Raw genomic sequence first — 17,303 nt, forward strand, 5'->3', positions numbered from 1 at the left:
TCATTTACAAAACTATTGGAAGAGTAAAGGCGCAAGTTGATAAAGGCTTCTTCTCCAGGTATGAAACTCATGAGCAGTGTTTTCCGAGATATATGAAACTGCATTGAAGTTGGCCTCCTGAAGTTTTTGTACCGATTCTTTTACTCTATCAGGACTCTCAGAACTCCCACAGCTGATAAACACCAGTTTTAGGTTATCATGATCTTTCAGCTCCTCAGGTTCATAAATTCCTCCGCTAAATAGCGCATAGTGTGAAAAGACTTCAGGTTTATTCAGGGTAATCAATTTTGTTTCAAAACCACCCATGGACAAACCTGCCATTGCCCGGGATTCCTGGTTGGCTTTGGTTCTGAAATTTGAATCTATATAGGGAATTAGCTCATCCACTAAAACAGTCTGGAAAGGGGTGATGTCAAAATCCCTCAAGCCACCGAATTTTGTTTCATTGGTCATTCCATATGTCATCACAATGATGAAGGGATTGATTTTACCCTCTGCGATTAAATTATCCATGATGAGATTTGCATGACCCTGATTAGTCCAGGCCGTTTCATCTTCACCCCAACCATGTTGCAGGTAAAGCACAGGGTAAGATTTGTCCAACTCATTATGGTACCCTGGAGGGGTATAGACGAAGGCCCTTCTGGAAGTATCCGTAGATTTGGAAGGAAACAGGATCTGGTGGACATGGCCATGGGGCACATCTTTCAGGGCATAAAATTCTTTGTCATGTGCTGGAATTTCAATACCGCTTTCCCATCGGGTGGAGCCAAAGAAATTCAACGCTCCCGGGTCATTAAACTTTCCTCCATCCACAGTGATATTATAGTAATGGAAACCTTCATCCAAAGGCCCTTCTGTAGTCCCCTCCCAAAACCCATCTTCAGTTTTGGAAAGGGTAGTGCCTCCTCTTCCGCCCAATCCCAGGCTGACTTTGACATTTTGGGCTTCAGGAGCTTCTATGCGAAATCTGGCATATCCCTGTGAATTGACTTGAGGATACTCTTTGCCAGGTTGATTGAGACTTGAAGGTCTAAAGTCCTCAATAACTTCCCCGGATTGGGCATAACACAGGTATGCGGCCGAGAAAAAAAAAAGGGTAAAAACAAGGTGCTTTTTCATGGTTATCTTAGGTATAGGTTTAAAGGATAGATTTATTTCTTGCTAATTTCAAATTCTCCAAATCATTATTTATCAGGATTTCATTTTTTAATCTCCCCGTTCACCATCCTCCAAATTCCCAGAGGATTGGAGTCAGCCAAAGCTTCCGGGATCAGACTCTGGGGCATGTCCTGGAAAGAAATAGGTCTGGCAAACCGTTTGATTGCGTATGACCCTACGGAGGTACTCCTGCTGTCTGTGGTAGAAGGGAATGGCCCTCCGTGATGCATCGCGTGGCCTACTTCTACACCTGTTGGCACACCTTTAAAAAGCAATCTCCCGCATTTTTCTTCCAGAAGACTGATCAGGTTAAGTTTGTCCTGAAGTTCTTTTTCTTCTGCCCAAATCGAAATTGTTAATTGGCCATGGAGTTTTTTTGCTATTTGGAAAAGCTCATGCTCATCATTGTAGACGACCATTAAAGCAAATGGCCCAAAGACCTCTTCTTGGAATTTTTTGTCCTTTAGCCAGTCTTTGGCCTTGATTTTGGCCATGGCTGGTTGACTATTTATCAAATCTTTTTTCTCTGAGACTTTAATCCAATCTAATTCCTGTCTTTGCTGGAATTGATCCAAAGCAGCATAATAGCTTTTAGCAATTCCTTCATGTAACATTGGGGCTTCAACAACCTCATTCAATTCTGATTGAACAGCTTGGGAAAATTGTTTTGCATAAGTTTCAGGTATAAAAATAAGTCCTGGATTTGTGCAGAACTGACCTGCTCCCAAAGTCAATGAAGCGGCATAGGATCTGGCAAGGTTGTCCAATTCTATTTCAAGCTTATTTTTGAAAGCAAAAACTGGATTGACTGAGCCCATCTCAGCATATACAGGTATAGGCTCCTCCCTTTGAGATGCCAGTTCAAAGAGGGCCATTCCTCCATAGTAAGAACCTGTAAAGGCAACAGCTTTGGCAGTTGGATGCTTTACCAATTCCTGACCTTCCGGAATTCCACCTTCAACATGTATGAAAATTCCTTCAGGCAAACTTGATACAGATAAAGCCTCTTTGATAACCTCTGCGACTAATTTAGATGTTTTGGGATGGGCGGGATGTGCTTTGTAAATTACTGGACATCCAGCTGCCAAGGCTGAAATTGTATCTCCTCCTGCTGTAGAAAATGCTAAGGGAAAATTACTTGCCCCAAATACAACTACAGGACCTAAAGGGAATAGCATCCTTCTAATATCAGGTTTTGGTGCAGGAGTTCTTTTAGGATTGCCATCGTCTATGGTGGCTTCCACCCAGCTACCCTCTTCAATAAGTTTCTCGAAAAGCCTGATCTGACCTACAGTACGTCCAAGTTCACCTGTAATTCTTCCTTCAGGAAGGTTTGATTCCGAAGATGCCAATGGGATCAACTTGGTTTTGATTCTTTCCAGACCATTGGCAATCTCATTTAAGAATCCAGCTTTTTTCTTTCCCGATAGGTGTTTATAGCTTAAAAAAGCATCTTGAGCCTGTTCAAAAATAGCGTCAAAAGTATTTTTCATGGTGTATTCAATTTTAAAGAAGTAATATATTTATATTTTGATTGATACACTTTATTAAGTGTTGTAATAACAGATAATGCCAGATTTATTTGCGCATCATAGCTACGGTATTAGTCAACTCTCCGATTTCAGGGATTTTGATTTTAACCTGATCATCAACTTGTAAGCTGAAAGTGTCATCAGGGACCAAGCAAGTTCCTGTCATTAAGTAAACTCCATTTGGGAAGTGCATTTCTCTAAATAGGAATTCTATTAATTCGGTATGCTTTCTTTTCATTTGATTGATCGATATTTGCCCCTGAAAAACCTCTTTCTCCTTTCGAATGATCGTCATTGTGATGGTTGTATCTGGGGCTATGGGGGATTCCGGTACATAAAGACATGGGCCTATTGCTGCAGCTCTTTCATAACACTTTGCCTGTGGAAGATAAAGGGGGTTTTCTCCTTCAATGTCTCTGCTGCTCATGTCGTTACCTATGGTGTAACCTACGATTTTACCTGAAGTGCTTGCAAAAAGAGTCAGCTCAGGCTCAGGAACGTTCCACTGGGAGTCTTTTCTTATATAAACAGGTTCGTCAGGACCGGAAGCTCTGAAATAGCTGGATTTGAAAAATAGTTCTGGGCGCTCGGCCTCATATACATGAGAATAAAAGACTGCCGCTCCACTATCTTTGGATTCTTCCATCCTTGCCTCCCTGCTTCTCATATATGTAACCCCTGAGGCCCAAATTTCTTGTGTACCAATTGGAGTTAGAATTTCTTCCCCGAATTCAATTTCATTAAGCTGTGGGATTTCTGCTTTAATTTGTTGATAGAGATTGTCCTTATTTACAAAATTGTCCCAATCTAGGCTGCTTTTGAAATAATATTTCTCATTGAATTCGATTATAATTCCTTTTGCGATTTTGTAAAGTTTCATGGATAAATAAACAGGTTAATAGGTTTGGCTTTTGTTTTATTTTGGAAATCAAATCATAAACTTAATTTTTTTCGGGAATAAAAGTGGCTTTTTTTTAAAAAAAGTGTAATATTCACACTTTATGAAAGTACAAAGCTTTGGAGGAACAACCTAGAATACTATAGATTCTTAAAAGTTATGGCCAACTGTAATTTCCTTACATATTGGCATCAGAAATTTACTTTGAAAGAAATTGAAACAGCTGGGATGCAGACAATATTCAAAGGGGTGTTCTGGATCGGATGGACTGTGAAGCAGTTGTATATGGAGGACGATTGGGAGCGATTTTGTTCATTAATTAAATGGGCATTTATTTGGGAAAGTCTCAGTTAAAATTCAAGAGATCCATGTTTGTTGAATATAGAATGGGTAAATCCAATATAGACATTTAAGTATTTGTAAAAACTAGTTTATGAAACCAAGAAACAGTGTCAGTCTGATTTTGGGTCCAATGATATTTAGTTTCATGGTGAATCAATAATACCTATTAAAAGTCAATGACTTAATTATTAATTTACTTTCATAAAACCTATGAAAAACCTCGACTCCCAAAATATTTCCAAACTTGTTTTCCAGACCAAAACCGGAGACCGAAAGGCCTTTTCAGCTTTGTATGATTTTTTCTCCCCAAAATTGATCCATACCGCCAGACGAATGTTTGTGTCCAAAGAAGATGCTGAAGGTATGGCTCAGGATATTTTTATTTTCATTTGGGAAAAACGTGAAAATCTCAACCCCGAATTGTCCTTTAATGCTTACTTGCTCACGATTTTGAAATCAAAGCTGTATAAAAAAGGGAAAGCAGAAGCTAGAAAAACGGCCTATCAAAAATACGCTATTAAATTTCAGGAATACGAAAACAGTGCCACTGAAAGTGAGGTGATGTATGAAGAGTTAAAAATGTTATCTTCAAAGGCGATCGAGAATTTGCCCAAGCAACAAAAGCAGATTTTTTTATGGAAGGGTTTGGAGAATCTTACATCCGATGAAATAGCCTCTAAGCTGGGGCTTTCAAAAAGAACAGTGGAAAATCATTTTTACCAGGCCAAAAAGAAGCTTCAAACTGAAATTAATAAAGAGTATGCAGTTCCGGTGAAAAAGCTTTCGGTACTTTTTTTGGCATTCATATTAAAATAGAGGGGAAGAATTGTACCTGATTTATTGCTCATTCAGGATGTTCCAATGAAAATTACTTTTAGCCCAAGAACCACATTGATCTATGCTACCAATTACCGTTTAGAACCCATTTTAAAACTGTTTCAGATTAATTTTTCAAAATTTAATTAAATTTTCTTCGATCTACACTGAGTAAATATGCTGGGTTGAGGCTATATACAATAGAACATAGCAGAAGAAATATGCAATTTGATTATCGGGATTATGAAAAGTTCCATAACGGAATGATGGACAGGGCAGAGGCTGCAAAGTTTTTGGAATGGCTAGAATCTCCTGCCGGTGAAAAATCTTTTCAGAAATGGGTTGAAGATAATTGGAATGAACCTTCATCTGTAATTCGTCAAAACTTCTGCTCTACAAAAGGCCGGGAAACCGTGAAGAAAATCCATTTCAGCCTTAATCTGCAAAATGTTGCAGCAGCCCTGCTTTTACTTCTTACAGCTGTTTTTGTCTTTTATTTCAATAAAGACAGCGTTCCGCCTGCCGAATATCAGACAAGTATTCAACCTACAGATATCATCAAATCTGCTCCAAAAGGCAAAAAAACTACAGTGACTCTTTCTGATGGAAGTAAAGTCTACCTTAATTCTGAAAGTGAAATTCAATATCAGTCTAATTTTAAGGATGACAGGACACTAAAATTGACAGGAGAGGCATTTTTTGAAGTGGTTTCTGACAGTCTCAGACCATTTACTGTCATCACCAATGAAATTTCCACCCAGGCATTGGGTACAAGCTTCAATATAAATGCCTATCGAGAGAAGAAAGAGATTTTCATAGGCTTGGTCAGTGGTAAAATTGTGGTAGAATCATCCAAAAACACAAATGATAAATTCTTTGTCCAGCCGGGTGAGGGGATAGGGTACGGATTAGAAAATGAGATGCTTTACAAAAAAGAAATTGATGTAAAAAAAATTGGCCAATGGAAATCCGGAATCATAGAATTTGAAAATATGCCTTTGGATGAAGTGCTCCATTTATTGGAGAGGTGGTATGATGTGGAGATTCATATTGAAAATGGGATGCGTGTTCCAAAGGAACTATGTACAGGAAAGTTTAAGCCTCACGAGTATTTAACCAATGTATTAGAGTCCTTATCTCATGCCATTGATTTTGACTACTCAATCGAAAATAAGAAAGTCATACTGAATTTTAAATAATCAAGCCTATGAAAAAAATCCTTTAAATCAAATATTTTAATCCATTACTCTGTACCCTAAGTTGTCTTAAACAGGCATCTATGGATCAGTACCATAATTATTAGTTTGTAAACCAACAAAAACCCAAGATATGTTACCAAACCTTTACAAAAGAATGATTATGGTCTTCAAATTGGTCATTTCAGTGACCCTTTTCCTGACCATAACCTCCCCCGCTTTATTTGCTGAAAGCAAAATGGACCAGGTCAAAAGTATTGATGAAGTTTTCATCACTCTTGAGATCGAGGAAGGCAATCTAGAAGAAATTCTGAATGCGATAGAAAACAAAACGGAGTATAGTTTTTTTTACACCCAGAAGAATCTTAAAAATAAAAAACTGATCAGCCTTTCTGCAAGGGAAGGCAAAGTCTCGGATTTTTTAATGGACATAGCCAGCCAAAGACGCCTGCATTTTAAACAGGTAAACAACGTGATTAGCGTACGCTCCTTGCCTGAGCCGTCTGATTCCAGGCAGATTGAAATCGAGATCAACAATCTGGAGGTCGAGGTGACCGGAACAGTAACCAATCAGGAAGGAGAATCTCTTCCCGGTGTTGCTATTTCTGTGATGGGAACAACTACAGGTGCGATTACTGATATAGACGGAAAATATCAAATTCTGGCTCCTGATGGTGCTACCCTGGTGTTCTCCTATATTGGCTACAGTACCCAGTTCATTGAAATTGGCAACAGGTCAGTAATTGATGTTGTCATGGAAGAAGATACACAGGGGCTTGAAGAGGTAGTGGTTACTGCTTTAGGTATTCAAAGGTCAGCACGAAGCCTGGGCTATGCAACCTCCAGTGTGAAGTCAGAAGAACTAACTGTCAACCGTACCCCAAATATGATGAATGCCCTGGTTGGGAAAGTGGCTGGAGTCAATATTTCTCCAATGGGCACAGGTCCTGGTGGAACTTCAAAAATCAGGATTCGTGGTCAATCCTCCCTATCAGGCCAGAACAATCCACTTATTGTTATCAATGGTATTCCAATTGATAATACGAATTTTGGTACGAACCCAGGTAATCAGGGTGCTGATGGTGCTATTGGAAATAGAGGAGGGGGTATGACCTCAGATGGTGGAGACGGACTCTCAAGCATTAATCCTGACGATATTGAAGACATGACTGTTTTGAAAGGTGCTGCTGCATCAGCTCTATATGGGAGCAGGGCAAAGGACGGAGTCATTATGATCACCACAAAAAGCGGTGCAAAAACGAAGGGAATTGGTGTTACATACAATGTAAACTACACCAACGAACAACCTCTGGATTTTACAGATTATCAATATGAATATGGACAGGGTGAAGGTGGAATAAGACCGACAAGCCCAAATCCAACTTCAGGACAGTGGTCTTTTGGAGAAAGGTTTCAATCAGGCATGACTCAGGTTTTGTTCGATGGTGTCACTGTTCCCTACGTGCCAAACCGCGGTATGATTAATCAGTTTTTCAGAAACGGACAAAACCTGACCAATACGATTTCTATTTCGGCAGGAGGAGATAATGGAGGACTTACATTTTCTTTTGCAGATATGAATAGCAAGGGGATTGTACCCAATAACTCTTTTAACAGAAAAACTGTCTATCTAGGATTCAACTATGACATAACTCCAAAATTAACTATAAGAGGTAACGTCAATTATTCAGTTGAAGAAAACAGAAATCCACCAAACGTAGCAGAACAGGATAATTCAATTCCAACAGCGCTTTATAACATGGCGAATTCCATGCCTCTCGATGTGCTTAGAGACAATTATTTGGACGCTGATGGTAATGAAGCTGTTTATTCGAGGTTTAGGAATCGTACAAACCCCTATTTTACCCTCAATGAACAATTTCAAAATATCAAACGTGATAGGATCTTCGGAAATGTGTCTTTGAAATATGACATCTTACCATGGCTTTATGTTCAAGGAAGAATCGGACAGGATTTTTGGTCTCGTGATCAGGATTATAACAATTTTCCTCATGGACAAGCTTCACGAGCACCTGCACCTGCGGGTTTTGTAAATGGGATTTACACTCAGGAGTCCAGAAGGTTTAGAGAGGTTAATGCTGATTTTATAGTATCAGCCCAACAGGCCTTTGGCGACTTTGAGGCAAGCCTCAATGTAGGAGGTAATCATATGTATAGATCTTCAGATCGAAACAGTGTTCAAGTTACGGACTTTATTATCAGGGATTTATATACTGTACAAAATGGTAGGGTTAAAGATCCCATTTATAATTTCTCCGAAAGGTCTGTTAACTCCCTATTTGCATTTGCGGAGTTCTCCTATAACAAAACACTATACCTAAACGGTACATTAAGAAATGACTGGTTCTCTACTTTATCGGAAGAAAATCGAAGTATCATGTACCCCTCAGTCGCATTGAGTTATGTGTTCACTGAGAACCTGGTCCCTAACCGGTTTTTAAATTTTGGTAAATTCAGACTCGCTTATGCAGAAGTGGGAAGTGATTCTGATGTGGCTCCCTATTCTGACGTTTTATTTTATGGTGTAAATGCAAATCTTTTTAATGGCCAGCCTGTAGGTTTTCCTCTTGGTTCCACTTTGCCCAATCCCAACCTGCGACCGATGCGGATTTCTGAAGTAGAAGCTGGATTCGAATTGGCGTTTTTGGATGGACGAGTAAACTTGGATATCGCAGCATATAATAAAGTGACTACTGATCAGATTGTAAGTGCTCAAATCTCCGATGCCTCCGGTTTTCAGACAACTGCAATCAACAGTGGTCAAAGTAGAAATAGAGGAGTTGAAGGATTGTTAAGGATTATTCCAATTGAGACAGATAACTTCCTCTGGGAAACATCCATAAACGGAGCCTACAATAAAACCAAGGTTCTGAGCTTGCTTACTGATATTCCAGGTGAAAGGATTACAGTTGGAAACCATGTTTTTAACGGTGAATTGAGACAGATAGTAGGGGAAGAAATGGGTCAGGTTGCAGGTTTTGGATATAGAAGAGATGAAGCCGGTAATATCATCTTTGGTGGAAACGGCTTACCATTAAGGACTGAGGACTTGGTCAATTTTGGTAGTGCACTTCCCAGATGGGTTGGTGGTATCAACAACTCCTTCAACTACAATGGAATATCCTTTTCCTTCTTGGTGGATTTCCGCCTTGGGGGTACCATGCTATCAGGTACTAATTTTAATGCTGTAAGACATGGCCTTCATAAAATGACTTTAGAAGGAAGAGAAGGTGGAGTTGTAGGCCAAGGGGTTACGGAGAGCGGGGAAGTAAATACTGTGGCTGCCCCTGTACAGACCTATTGGGAAGTGGTCAGATCCCAGGGCCTTGTGGAACCTGTGATTTATGACTCGGGCTTCTGGAGGTTACGTCAAATTACACTCGGCTATGATTTGGCCCGCGTATTCCCGCAAAACCGTTATTTCAGTTCAATGCAGTTAAGTTTGGTTGCTAACAATGTATTCCTTCTCAAGAAATGGGTAGATAATATAGACCCTGAATCTTTTGGATACACCTCAGATAACGTTGTAGGGCTGGAATCTACTGGGTTGCCCAGCACCAGAGGGTTAGGCTTCAATCTTAATGTTAAATTTTAAACTGACACTATCATGAAAAAGCGATTATATCATTTAATTATTGCGTTAGTGTTGCTTGTTGTTTCATCATGTGACCAGAACTTTGATGAGTGGAACACCAACAGGGTTGATGCAACAAATATCAATCCGGCATATCAGCTGAATCAGGCTATTATCAATTCGTCAGCATCTTCATTTGGAACGATGGTATACGAACTTGGAATTGTCCAGCAGTTGATTTCACCTAACTCTGGTGTTTTGACTGGAGCTAATTACAATCAGGATAACAGGGCTTCAACTCAAAATAACTGGCAAGTTTATTACAGAGAGGTTGTCAAAAACACCAAAGATATCATTCGGAGAATACAGGATGATCCTACCAGGCAGGATCTTTATCATATGACCCGTATTCTTCAGGCCAATGCCTTTATGGTACTGACAGATACTTATGGTTGGGTACCATATTCCCAGGCAGGTTTGGGATTTTCCGAACAACAGATATTTTTTCCGGAATATGATTCTCCTGAGTTCATATACGGAGAAATTATCAGGGAATTGACTGAAGCATCCACTGCCTTAGGTGCAGCGGGGAGTAACGTAGAGTCAGGAGAAATTTTATATGGTGGAAATGTTGACCAGTGGAGAAGGTTTGCCAATTCCCTATTATTGCGCGCTGGGATGCGTCTGAGCCGAGTTGACCCCTCTAGGGCCAGTCAGGTCGTCCAGACTGCATTTGCTGGAGGTGTCATTTTAAACAATGAGGACAATGCACTGGTCAGGCATGACAATAACTTCCTTAATCCAATAGGAAATACACTGAACGCTACTGAAGCGGCAAATGTGTATATGGCTGAACCTTTTGTCAATTACCTCAAGGAGAATAATGATCCCAGGTTGCAGGCAATTGCAGTAAGGTATGTGGGAGCAACATCAGGAACAGAGCACACTGTAGACCGACAAAACTTTGCTCCAGAAGTCCAGATTGGCATGCCCATGGGATTGGACAATGTAACTGCTGTTGAAAGAGCTGAAAGTCTGGGTTTGGCCAGTTTTTATGACTTTACCCAAATTGACAGAAGAAGAATCACCAAACTCAATGCCCCAAACTTTATTGTCACTGCATCCCAGACAAACCTTCTTTTGGCTGAAGCTGTAATCAGAGGTTGGATAGCTGGCGATGCGGCTAGTTATTATTCTGAAGGAATCCGTCTGCACATGGAACAGATAGGTACCTATGATGAAGATTCTGTTATCCCAGAAGAAGAGATTGCTGCTTATTTGGCAGCCAACCCTTTAGATGATAGTGCTGCTTTGGAATTGATCAATACGCAATACTGGGTTTCTTCCTTATTGAATGGACCAGAGGCTTTTGCAAATTTCAGAAGAAGTGGTTTTCCAGCCCTTGATCCAAACCCTTATCCTGGTAGAGAAGTAGAATTTATCAACAGGCTGACTTATCCTAATTCAGAAATTTCAGTGAATGAAGAAAATGTAAGACAAGCCATAAGTCAGCAAGGGCCTGACAACCTTGAAACAAGAGTATGGTGGCATACACCCTAATTGATTTGCTCGGGCTTGAATCTTCAAGCCCGGGTTCTTTAAAACTATTAATCCAATAACCTGCAAAATATGATTTTAATGTACCGATTATCAATTTTGACTTTGATGTGTCTGTCAATGACATTTCAAAGCTTTTGCCAACAGATTTCTCGTGAAGAAATGATATTCCTAACCCCTCTTTGGGAGGGAGAAAGATATACCGACGGTAGGCCAAAAGTTTCAGATGGTATTTTGGAACGAATGAAAGATGTGACCCATGAAGAAGCATGGGCGGTTATGAAAAATGCCGGATACAAATACCAATATGCAGACGGTTGGGAACTGATCAATCCTGATAGTGTACTGGTAGGTAGGGCCGTAACAGCAACGTTTATGCCCGGAAGGCCAGATATCCATGATGCTATTGATGAGCGAGGGAAAAAGGAAGGTAAACGTGGTCAGAATTCATGGCCTGTGGATATCTTAATAAAGGATGATGTATATGTGGTGGATCATTTCGGAATACACCTGGATGGACCTACTATAGGTGATAATGTTGGTAATGCAATATTTGCCAAAACTGGTAAAGGAATTGTCTATGATGGATCTATCAGGGACATTGTTGGCCTAAGGGAAATTGGAGGATTCACCTCGTTTTTCACCAGCTATCATCCTTCCCATCATAATCAAAAAGATAATCTGAATACTATGTTGATAGGTATCAATAAGCCCACCAAAATAAGACAGGTAACTGTCATGGCAGGCGATGTAGTCCTTGGTCGAGATGGAGCAGTTTCATTTATACCTCCTCATTTGGCAGAAAGAGTTGTAGTAACTTCTGAAGTAGTACGTTTAAGGGACATGTTTGGTCACGAGCGCCTACGTGCCGGAGTCTATACTGCAGGCCAGATTGATACTCGGTGGTCGGATGAAATTGAAAGGGATTTTTCAGCTTGGTTGAATGAGCATATCGATGAGCTTCCTGTTCCTAAAGAACAAATTCAAGAAATTCTTAAAAACCGGACTTGGTAAGTCTATAAACCATAAAAAAAACATCTATGAAAGAAGCAAAAAACGGGAGAAGATCTTTTCTACAGAAAAGCCTTGTTGCAGGCCTTACAGGTGGTGCTATGCTAGGAAGTATGAGTGATAGCTTAGCTAATGCAGTTCAAAGGCAAAATAACTATTCAAACCCTGCTGATCTCAAAATCACAGACTTAAAATGTGGTTATGTTAGAGGTGCACTCTATGTTAAAATCTATACCAATCAGGATATTTGGGGCTGCGGAGAGGCAGTGGATGCCATTCATGGAACATACCATTTGGTAAAACGAATGGGGGCCATGATCAAAGGTCAAAGCCCTTTAAACCCAAACCGTATCGCTGAACAATTGCGTAAGGCAGCATTTTTCGGAGGAGCCCAATCTGGGGTATATGTGGCTGTTTTGACAGCTGTTGAAACAGCCCTATGGGATCTGACTGGTAAGGTTTATGGAGTTCCTGTTTACCAGTTGCTCGGTGGAAAGTTTAGAGATAAAATCAGAGTCTATTGTGATACAGCATTGTATACATCAACAAATCCCCAACCGTCAGATTATGCGGAAGCTGCAAGGGATGCTGTAGCTCTTGGTTATAATGCTGTTAAATTTGACGTAGATGATGGCCGGGACCCAAATAAATACGATAGGTTCAACTGGACTGCAAGTCCAGCCGAAATCGAAAGAATGTATAATGCAATTGCAGCAGTGAGGGAGGAAGTCGGTCCACATATAGATATTTGTGTTGATATGCATGGCCGCTATGATGCTGTCACTGGATTGAAAATGGCTAAACTCTATGAGGACCTTAATTTAATGTGGCTTGAAGAACCAATTCCTGCTGACAATCCCGAAGTTTATAAATCCATTACAAGCCAGACTACAACGCCTATTTGCACTGGAGAAAATATTTACCTTGCTTATGGATTCACCAGATTACTTTCCGAGAGTGCAGTCGATATCATCATGCCAGATCTCCAAAAAGCTGGCGGGCTTGGGGAAGGCCAGAGAATTGCCAACCTTGCGAATCTTTACTATGTTCCTTTTTCTCCTCACATGGTTGCATCTTTTCTAGGGGCAATGGCTTCCTGTCATGTTTGCGCTTCAGTACCCAACTTCCAGATTATGGAATGGCAGATTTACATGGACAAAGATGAGATGTGGAAGGATATAGTTACCTATGATGGACCCCGTACCGAAAACAGTTTTATCACTCTTTCAGAAAAGCCGGGAATTGGAGTGGAAATTAACGAAGAAGGCATGCGGAAGTATGCAGTCAAAGATGTTCCCTTCTTTGAATAACAATTTCTATGATTGATAATTTCAATTCACTTTTGCTTAAATCTAAGCAGGATAGACTGCCCATTTCAGACTGATTGTGAATACTCTCCATTCAAAAAATTAGACAAATATGGGATGAATCATTTTGTCATTATTTCCCAATTGAATGGGAGTCAGGTATGCAGTATTCCAAGTGATCCTAATAACTCAAATGATAAACAAATGAAACATTTCTATTTCACAGGCCTTGCAATTTGTCTTTCATGGCTTGTTCAGGCACAGCAAATTACCCCGACGGAAGGTCAATTGAAAAGTCTATCACCCGAATTTAAGGGAGAACGTTTCCCTGACGGACGGCCCAAGGTTTCCGATGAATTGCTGATGAGACTTGAAAAGGTATCTGTGGAAGAAGCATGGGGTTATTTGAGAAATAAAGGATATCAAAATCAATTTGAAAATGATTGGATAATCATCGATGATGATAGGGTTATGACTGGTCGAGCTGTCACTGCCCAGTATATGCCATTGAGAAACGATTTCAACGATCTGGTCAAAAAGATTGGTAAAGAAGAAGGAAGAGTCCAGACTGGAGGGACCAATTCATGGCCTATCGACATCCTTCAGGAAGGGGATATTTACGTGGCTGACAGCTATGGGAAGATAGTGGATGGAACCCTCATCGGTGATAATTTGGGTAATGCCATTTATGCCAAGTCCAAAAGAGGTGTCGTGTTCTATGGTTCTGTCAGAGATATGGCAGGTCTTTCGGAAATAGAAGGTTTCAACGGATGGATAAAGGGCCACGATCCTTCATATATCCAGCAAATGATGCTGACCACGATCAATTACCCCATCAGAATAGGAAGGGCTACAGTTCTTCCTGGTGATGCCGTTTTGGCAAATCGATACGGTGTAGTATTTATCCCGGCTCACCTATTAGCTGATCTTGTTATCAATGCAGAGTTTATTATGCTCAGAGACCAATTTGGAATACAGAGACTGAAAGAAGGGAAGTATTCAGCAGGAGAAATTGACAGCAAATGGAGTGAGCCTATTGTGAAGGATTTCCTGGAATGGGTAAACAAAAAAGAAGACCTGCCGATGAGAAGAGCTGACCTGGATGAATTCCTGAAAGAAAGAAATTGGTAAACTGTGAAGTCTAACTAATTTATTACAAACCATTAACCCTCAAATTTATAGCATCATGAAAAATAGTCTTCAACAACTCATATCTGACAACAGAAAAAGGGAAAAAGCATATGTGCTCCAGCGCCAAGCTGAGATTGATAATCCCAGCACACTAAACAAAAGAAGAGATTTTTTGAAAAAAACTGCCCTTGGCGGTGTCAGCCTGAGCGCTCTGATGGGCTTGTCTCTAGGTGATACACTTGCCGAGACCTCCCGCGATGTCAACCGGTTTTCCAGTCCTACGGATTTGAAAATTACCGATATGCGCTATTGTGTCACCTCGGTTTTGGGTAGGACTGCAATCATCCGAATAGACACCAACCAGGGAATTTATGGTTTAGGTGAAGTTCGGGACGGTGCAGATCCTCGTTACGCATTAATGCTGAAAAGTCGGATATTGGGAGAGAATCCATGTAATGTTGAAAGGATTTTTAAAATTGTTAAGCAATTTGGGGGGCCTGCCAGACAAGCAGGAGGGGTATGTGCTGTTGAAATGGCTATGTGGGATCTTTGTGGGAAAGCTTACAATATCCCTGCATGGCAACTTCTAGGTGGCCGTTATAGAGATACTGTGAGATTATATGCTGATACCCCCGAAGGTAAAGATTCGGAAGATCAACAGCAAAAAATAAAGTTCAGGACAGAAGATCAAGGATACACTTGGTTGAAAATGGATGTATCCATCAATGAAATTAAAGATATTCCTGGGTGTCTAGTAAACCCAGAAATCTTAAAATCAGGCTCTAGTCAGTGGCAGGGAGGTTACATGTCTTATGCCAACACCATGCATCCTTTTACAGGGATTCAGATTACAGAAAAAGGCTTGGATGAACTTGCGAAAATAGTGGATAACATCCGGAATATGGTTGGCTATGAAATCCCGATTTCCACAGACCATTACGGTCATATTGATTACAATAACTGTATCAGGCTTGGAAAGGCTCTGGAAAAGTACCGGTTAGCATGGTTAGAGGATATGGTGCCATGGCAACATTGGGAAAAACATAAGATGATTACTGATACCCTTCAGACACCGACCACTACAGGTGAAGACATTTATCTTTTGGAAAACTTTAAAAATTTAATAGATAACCAAGCAGTTGATATTGTGCACCCTGACCTGGCATCTTCAGGAGGTTTATTGGAGACCAAAAAAATTGGTGATTATGCAGAAGAAAAAGGAATAGCAATGGCCATGCACCAAGCTGGCACCCCTGTTTCATTTATGGCAAACGTTCATTGTGCGGCAGCAACACAGAATTTTCTAGCATTGGAACACCATTCGGTTGATCTGTCATGGTGGGAAGATATGGTTCATACTGTAGGAGGTTTTAAAATGATAGAAAATGGCTATGCCAATGTTCCCCTAACAGCCCCAGGATTGGGTATAGAGCTCAATGATGAGGTTGTAAAACAACATCTCAATAAATCAGATTCAAGCTATTTTGAGCCTACTCCGGACTGGGATGAGAAGCGATCACACGACCGGACTTACAGTTGATGTTTTTAAATTAAACGCTTGGAATCCTAGGTTAAAGTAGTGTTCCAGCAAGGATTTTGAAAATTTGGAGTTTTAAGCTCTGTTTATTTAAAATGATTTAAGTTTGAAAAAGAAATTATATCAGTTAGCAAGTATTATTACAATTATTTCTTTCGTATTGGGTATTGGTGTTTGGGCTTTAAATAGCTTGGCTGATTCAGGTTATTTTTGGATAATTTCTTTGATGGCCTTGAGTATTGCCATCAGGCAAAAAAGACAATTTAAAGGATACACCTACACGATAATGATATTTGCTTCAGTGACTGCAGCAATGTTTTATCCTGCCATTTTTGTTGAAATCAACGGCTTTCAGATGGGCGGTTTGATTGTTCCTTTATTACAGATCATTATGTTTGGGATGGGAACATCTATGAGTTTTAATGATTTTAAAGGTGTTGTCAAAATGCCAAAAGGAGTCATAATAGGAATTTTATGCCAATTTACAATTATGCCATTTGTTGGTTACGCCCTTGCTAAAAGCAGTGGCTTCCCTCCTGAAATAGCTGCGGGAATAATTCTCATAGGCTGCTCTCCAAGTGGTATGGCATCTAATGTCATGAGTTATTTGGCTAAGGCAAATTTGGCACTTTCCATTACAATTACCGCAGTGACTACATTGCTTGCTCCATTTATAACGCCTGCCCTAATGGGGTTGTTGGCTGGAGAGTTTGTGGAAGTCGAAGTGTGGAAGATGATGATGGATATTATCAAAATAGTGATGATACCAATAGGTTTTGGTTTATTGTTCAATAAATTTTTTCAAGGCAAAGCCAAATGGCTTGATGATGCCATGCCAGTTGTTTCCATGGTCGGGATAGCCTTGATTTTGGTTGTAATCACAGCTGCGGGAAGAGACAGTCTCCTTGATATAGGGCCTCTTTTAATTATATTGGTCACAATTCATAATCTCAGTGGCTATTCATTAGGCTACTGGGCAGGCAGACTGTTCCGAATGGATGAACAGGATTGCAGAACTATTGCACTTGAAGTCGGTATGCAGAACGGCGGACTTGCTTCCGGTATTGCTAAAGAAATGGGTAAAATTGCAACCGTTGGTCTGGGGCCTGCTGTTTTCGGACCACTGATGAATGTTACTGGCTCGATTTTGGCGTCTTATTGGCATAGAAAACCTGTAGAAATACCTGCCAAAAAGGTTGGAAAAACAGTCAGCTGATTTG

General features: G+C 40.3%; 13 protein-coding genes. 10 read left to right on the forward strand and 3 right to left on the reverse strand.

What is annotated here, in order from left to right; genetic code table 11:
* Nucleotides 1–12: 12 nt before the first annotated feature.
* The 3 genes from A33Q_RS05000 to A33Q_RS05010 all read right to left on the reverse strand — a co-directional run bounded on the left by A33Q_RS05000 (nucleotide 13) and on the right by A33Q_RS05010 (nucleotide 3,573).
* Nucleotides 13–1,122 (reverse strand): alpha/beta hydrolase, encoded by a 1,110-nt coding sequence (locus A33Q_RS05000; protein ID WP_016254702.1) that lies wholly within the window; start codon nucleotides 1,120–1,122, stop codon nucleotides 13–15.
* Nucleotides 1,123–1,202: 80 nt separating this feature from the next.
* Nucleotides 1,203–2,666, reverse strand: a complete 1,464-nt coding sequence (locus A33Q_RS05005) for an aldehyde dehydrogenase (NADP(+)) (protein WP_323749293.1) — start codon at nucleotides 2,664–2,666, stop codon at nucleotides 1,203–1,205.
* 73 nt (nucleotides 2,667–2,739) lie between these two features.
* Nucleotides 2,740–3,573: a fumarylacetoacetate hydrolase family protein gene (locus A33Q_RS05010; protein ID WP_009032417.1), complete on the reverse strand. Its 834-nt coding sequence runs from the start codon at nucleotides 3,571–3,573 to the stop codon at nucleotides 2,740–2,742.
* 177 nt (nucleotides 3,574–3,750) lie between these two features.
* Between A33Q_RS05010 and A33Q_RS22120 the strand changes: the two genes are divergently transcribed.
* From A33Q_RS22120 to A33Q_RS05060, 10 genes are all read left to right on the forward strand, one after another.
* Nucleotides 3,751–3,945: a hypothetical protein gene (locus A33Q_RS22120; protein ID WP_009032418.1), complete on the forward strand. Its 195-nt coding sequence runs from the start codon at nucleotides 3,751–3,753 to the stop codon at nucleotides 3,943–3,945.
* Between the two features lie 198 nt (nucleotides 3,946–4,143).
* Entirely contained in the window at nucleotides 4,144–4,749 is a 606-nt protein-coding gene (locus A33Q_RS05020; protein WP_009032419.1) for an RNA polymerase sigma factor, read from the forward strand.
* A 185-nt stretch (nucleotides 4,750–4,934) separates the two neighbouring features.
* Nucleotides 4,935–5,948: a FecR family protein gene (locus A33Q_RS05025; protein WP_152527378.1), complete on the forward strand. Its 1,014-nt coding sequence runs from the start codon at nucleotides 4,935–4,937 to the stop codon at nucleotides 5,946–5,948.
* 130 nt (nucleotides 5,949–6,078) lie between these two features.
* The gene (locus A33Q_RS05030) at nucleotides 6,079–9,561 is read left to right on the forward strand and encodes a SusC/RagA family TonB-linked outer membrane protein (protein ID WP_009032421.1); all 3,483 of its coding nucleotides are present in this window, start codon (nucleotides 6,079–6,081) and stop codon (nucleotides 9,559–9,561) included.
* A gap of 12 nt (nucleotides 9,562–9,573) precedes the next feature.
* Entirely contained in the window at nucleotides 9,574–11,100 is a 1,527-nt protein-coding gene (locus tag A33Q_RS05035) for a SusD/RagB family nutrient-binding outer membrane lipoprotein (RefSeq protein ID WP_009032422.1), read from the forward strand.
* A gap of 78 nt (nucleotides 11,101–11,178) precedes the next feature.
* The gene (locus tag A33Q_RS05040) at nucleotides 11,179–12,111 is read left to right on the forward strand and encodes an RraA family protein (RefSeq protein ID WP_051394819.1); all 933 of its coding nucleotides are present in this window, start codon (nucleotides 11,179–11,181) and stop codon (nucleotides 12,109–12,111) included.
* 26 nt (nucleotides 12,112–12,137) lie between these two features.
* Nucleotides 12,138–13,418 (forward strand): mandelate racemase/muconate lactonizing enzyme family protein, encoded by a 1,281-nt coding sequence (locus A33Q_RS05045; protein WP_009032424.1) that lies wholly within the window; start codon nucleotides 12,138–12,140, stop codon nucleotides 13,416–13,418.
* Between the two features lie 201 nt (nucleotides 13,419–13,619).
* Nucleotides 13,620–14,546 carry an RraA family protein gene (locus A33Q_RS05050; RefSeq protein WP_051394820.1) on the forward strand — a complete coding sequence of 309 codons (927 nt, stop codon included), beginning with the start codon at nucleotides 13,620–13,622 and terminating at the stop codon, nucleotides 14,544–14,546.
* A gap of 55 nt (nucleotides 14,547–14,601) precedes the next feature.
* Entirely contained in the window at nucleotides 14,602–16,086 is a 1,485-nt protein-coding gene (locus A33Q_RS05055; RefSeq protein WP_009032426.1) for a mandelate racemase/muconate lactonizing enzyme family protein, read from the forward strand.
* A gap of 103 nt (nucleotides 16,087–16,189) precedes the next feature.
* Nucleotides 16,190–17,299, forward strand: a complete 1,110-nt coding sequence (locus A33Q_RS05060) for a bile acid:sodium symporter family protein (RefSeq protein WP_009032427.1) — start codon at nucleotides 16,190–16,192, stop codon at nucleotides 17,297–17,299.
* Nucleotides 17,300–17,303 lie beyond the last annotated feature (4 nt).

Source organism: Indibacter alkaliphilus LW1 (genome assembly GCF_000295935.2).
GTDB classification, from domain to species: domain Bacteria; phylum Bacteroidota; class Bacteroidia; order Cytophagales; family Cyclobacteriaceae; genus Indibacter; species Indibacter alkaliphilus.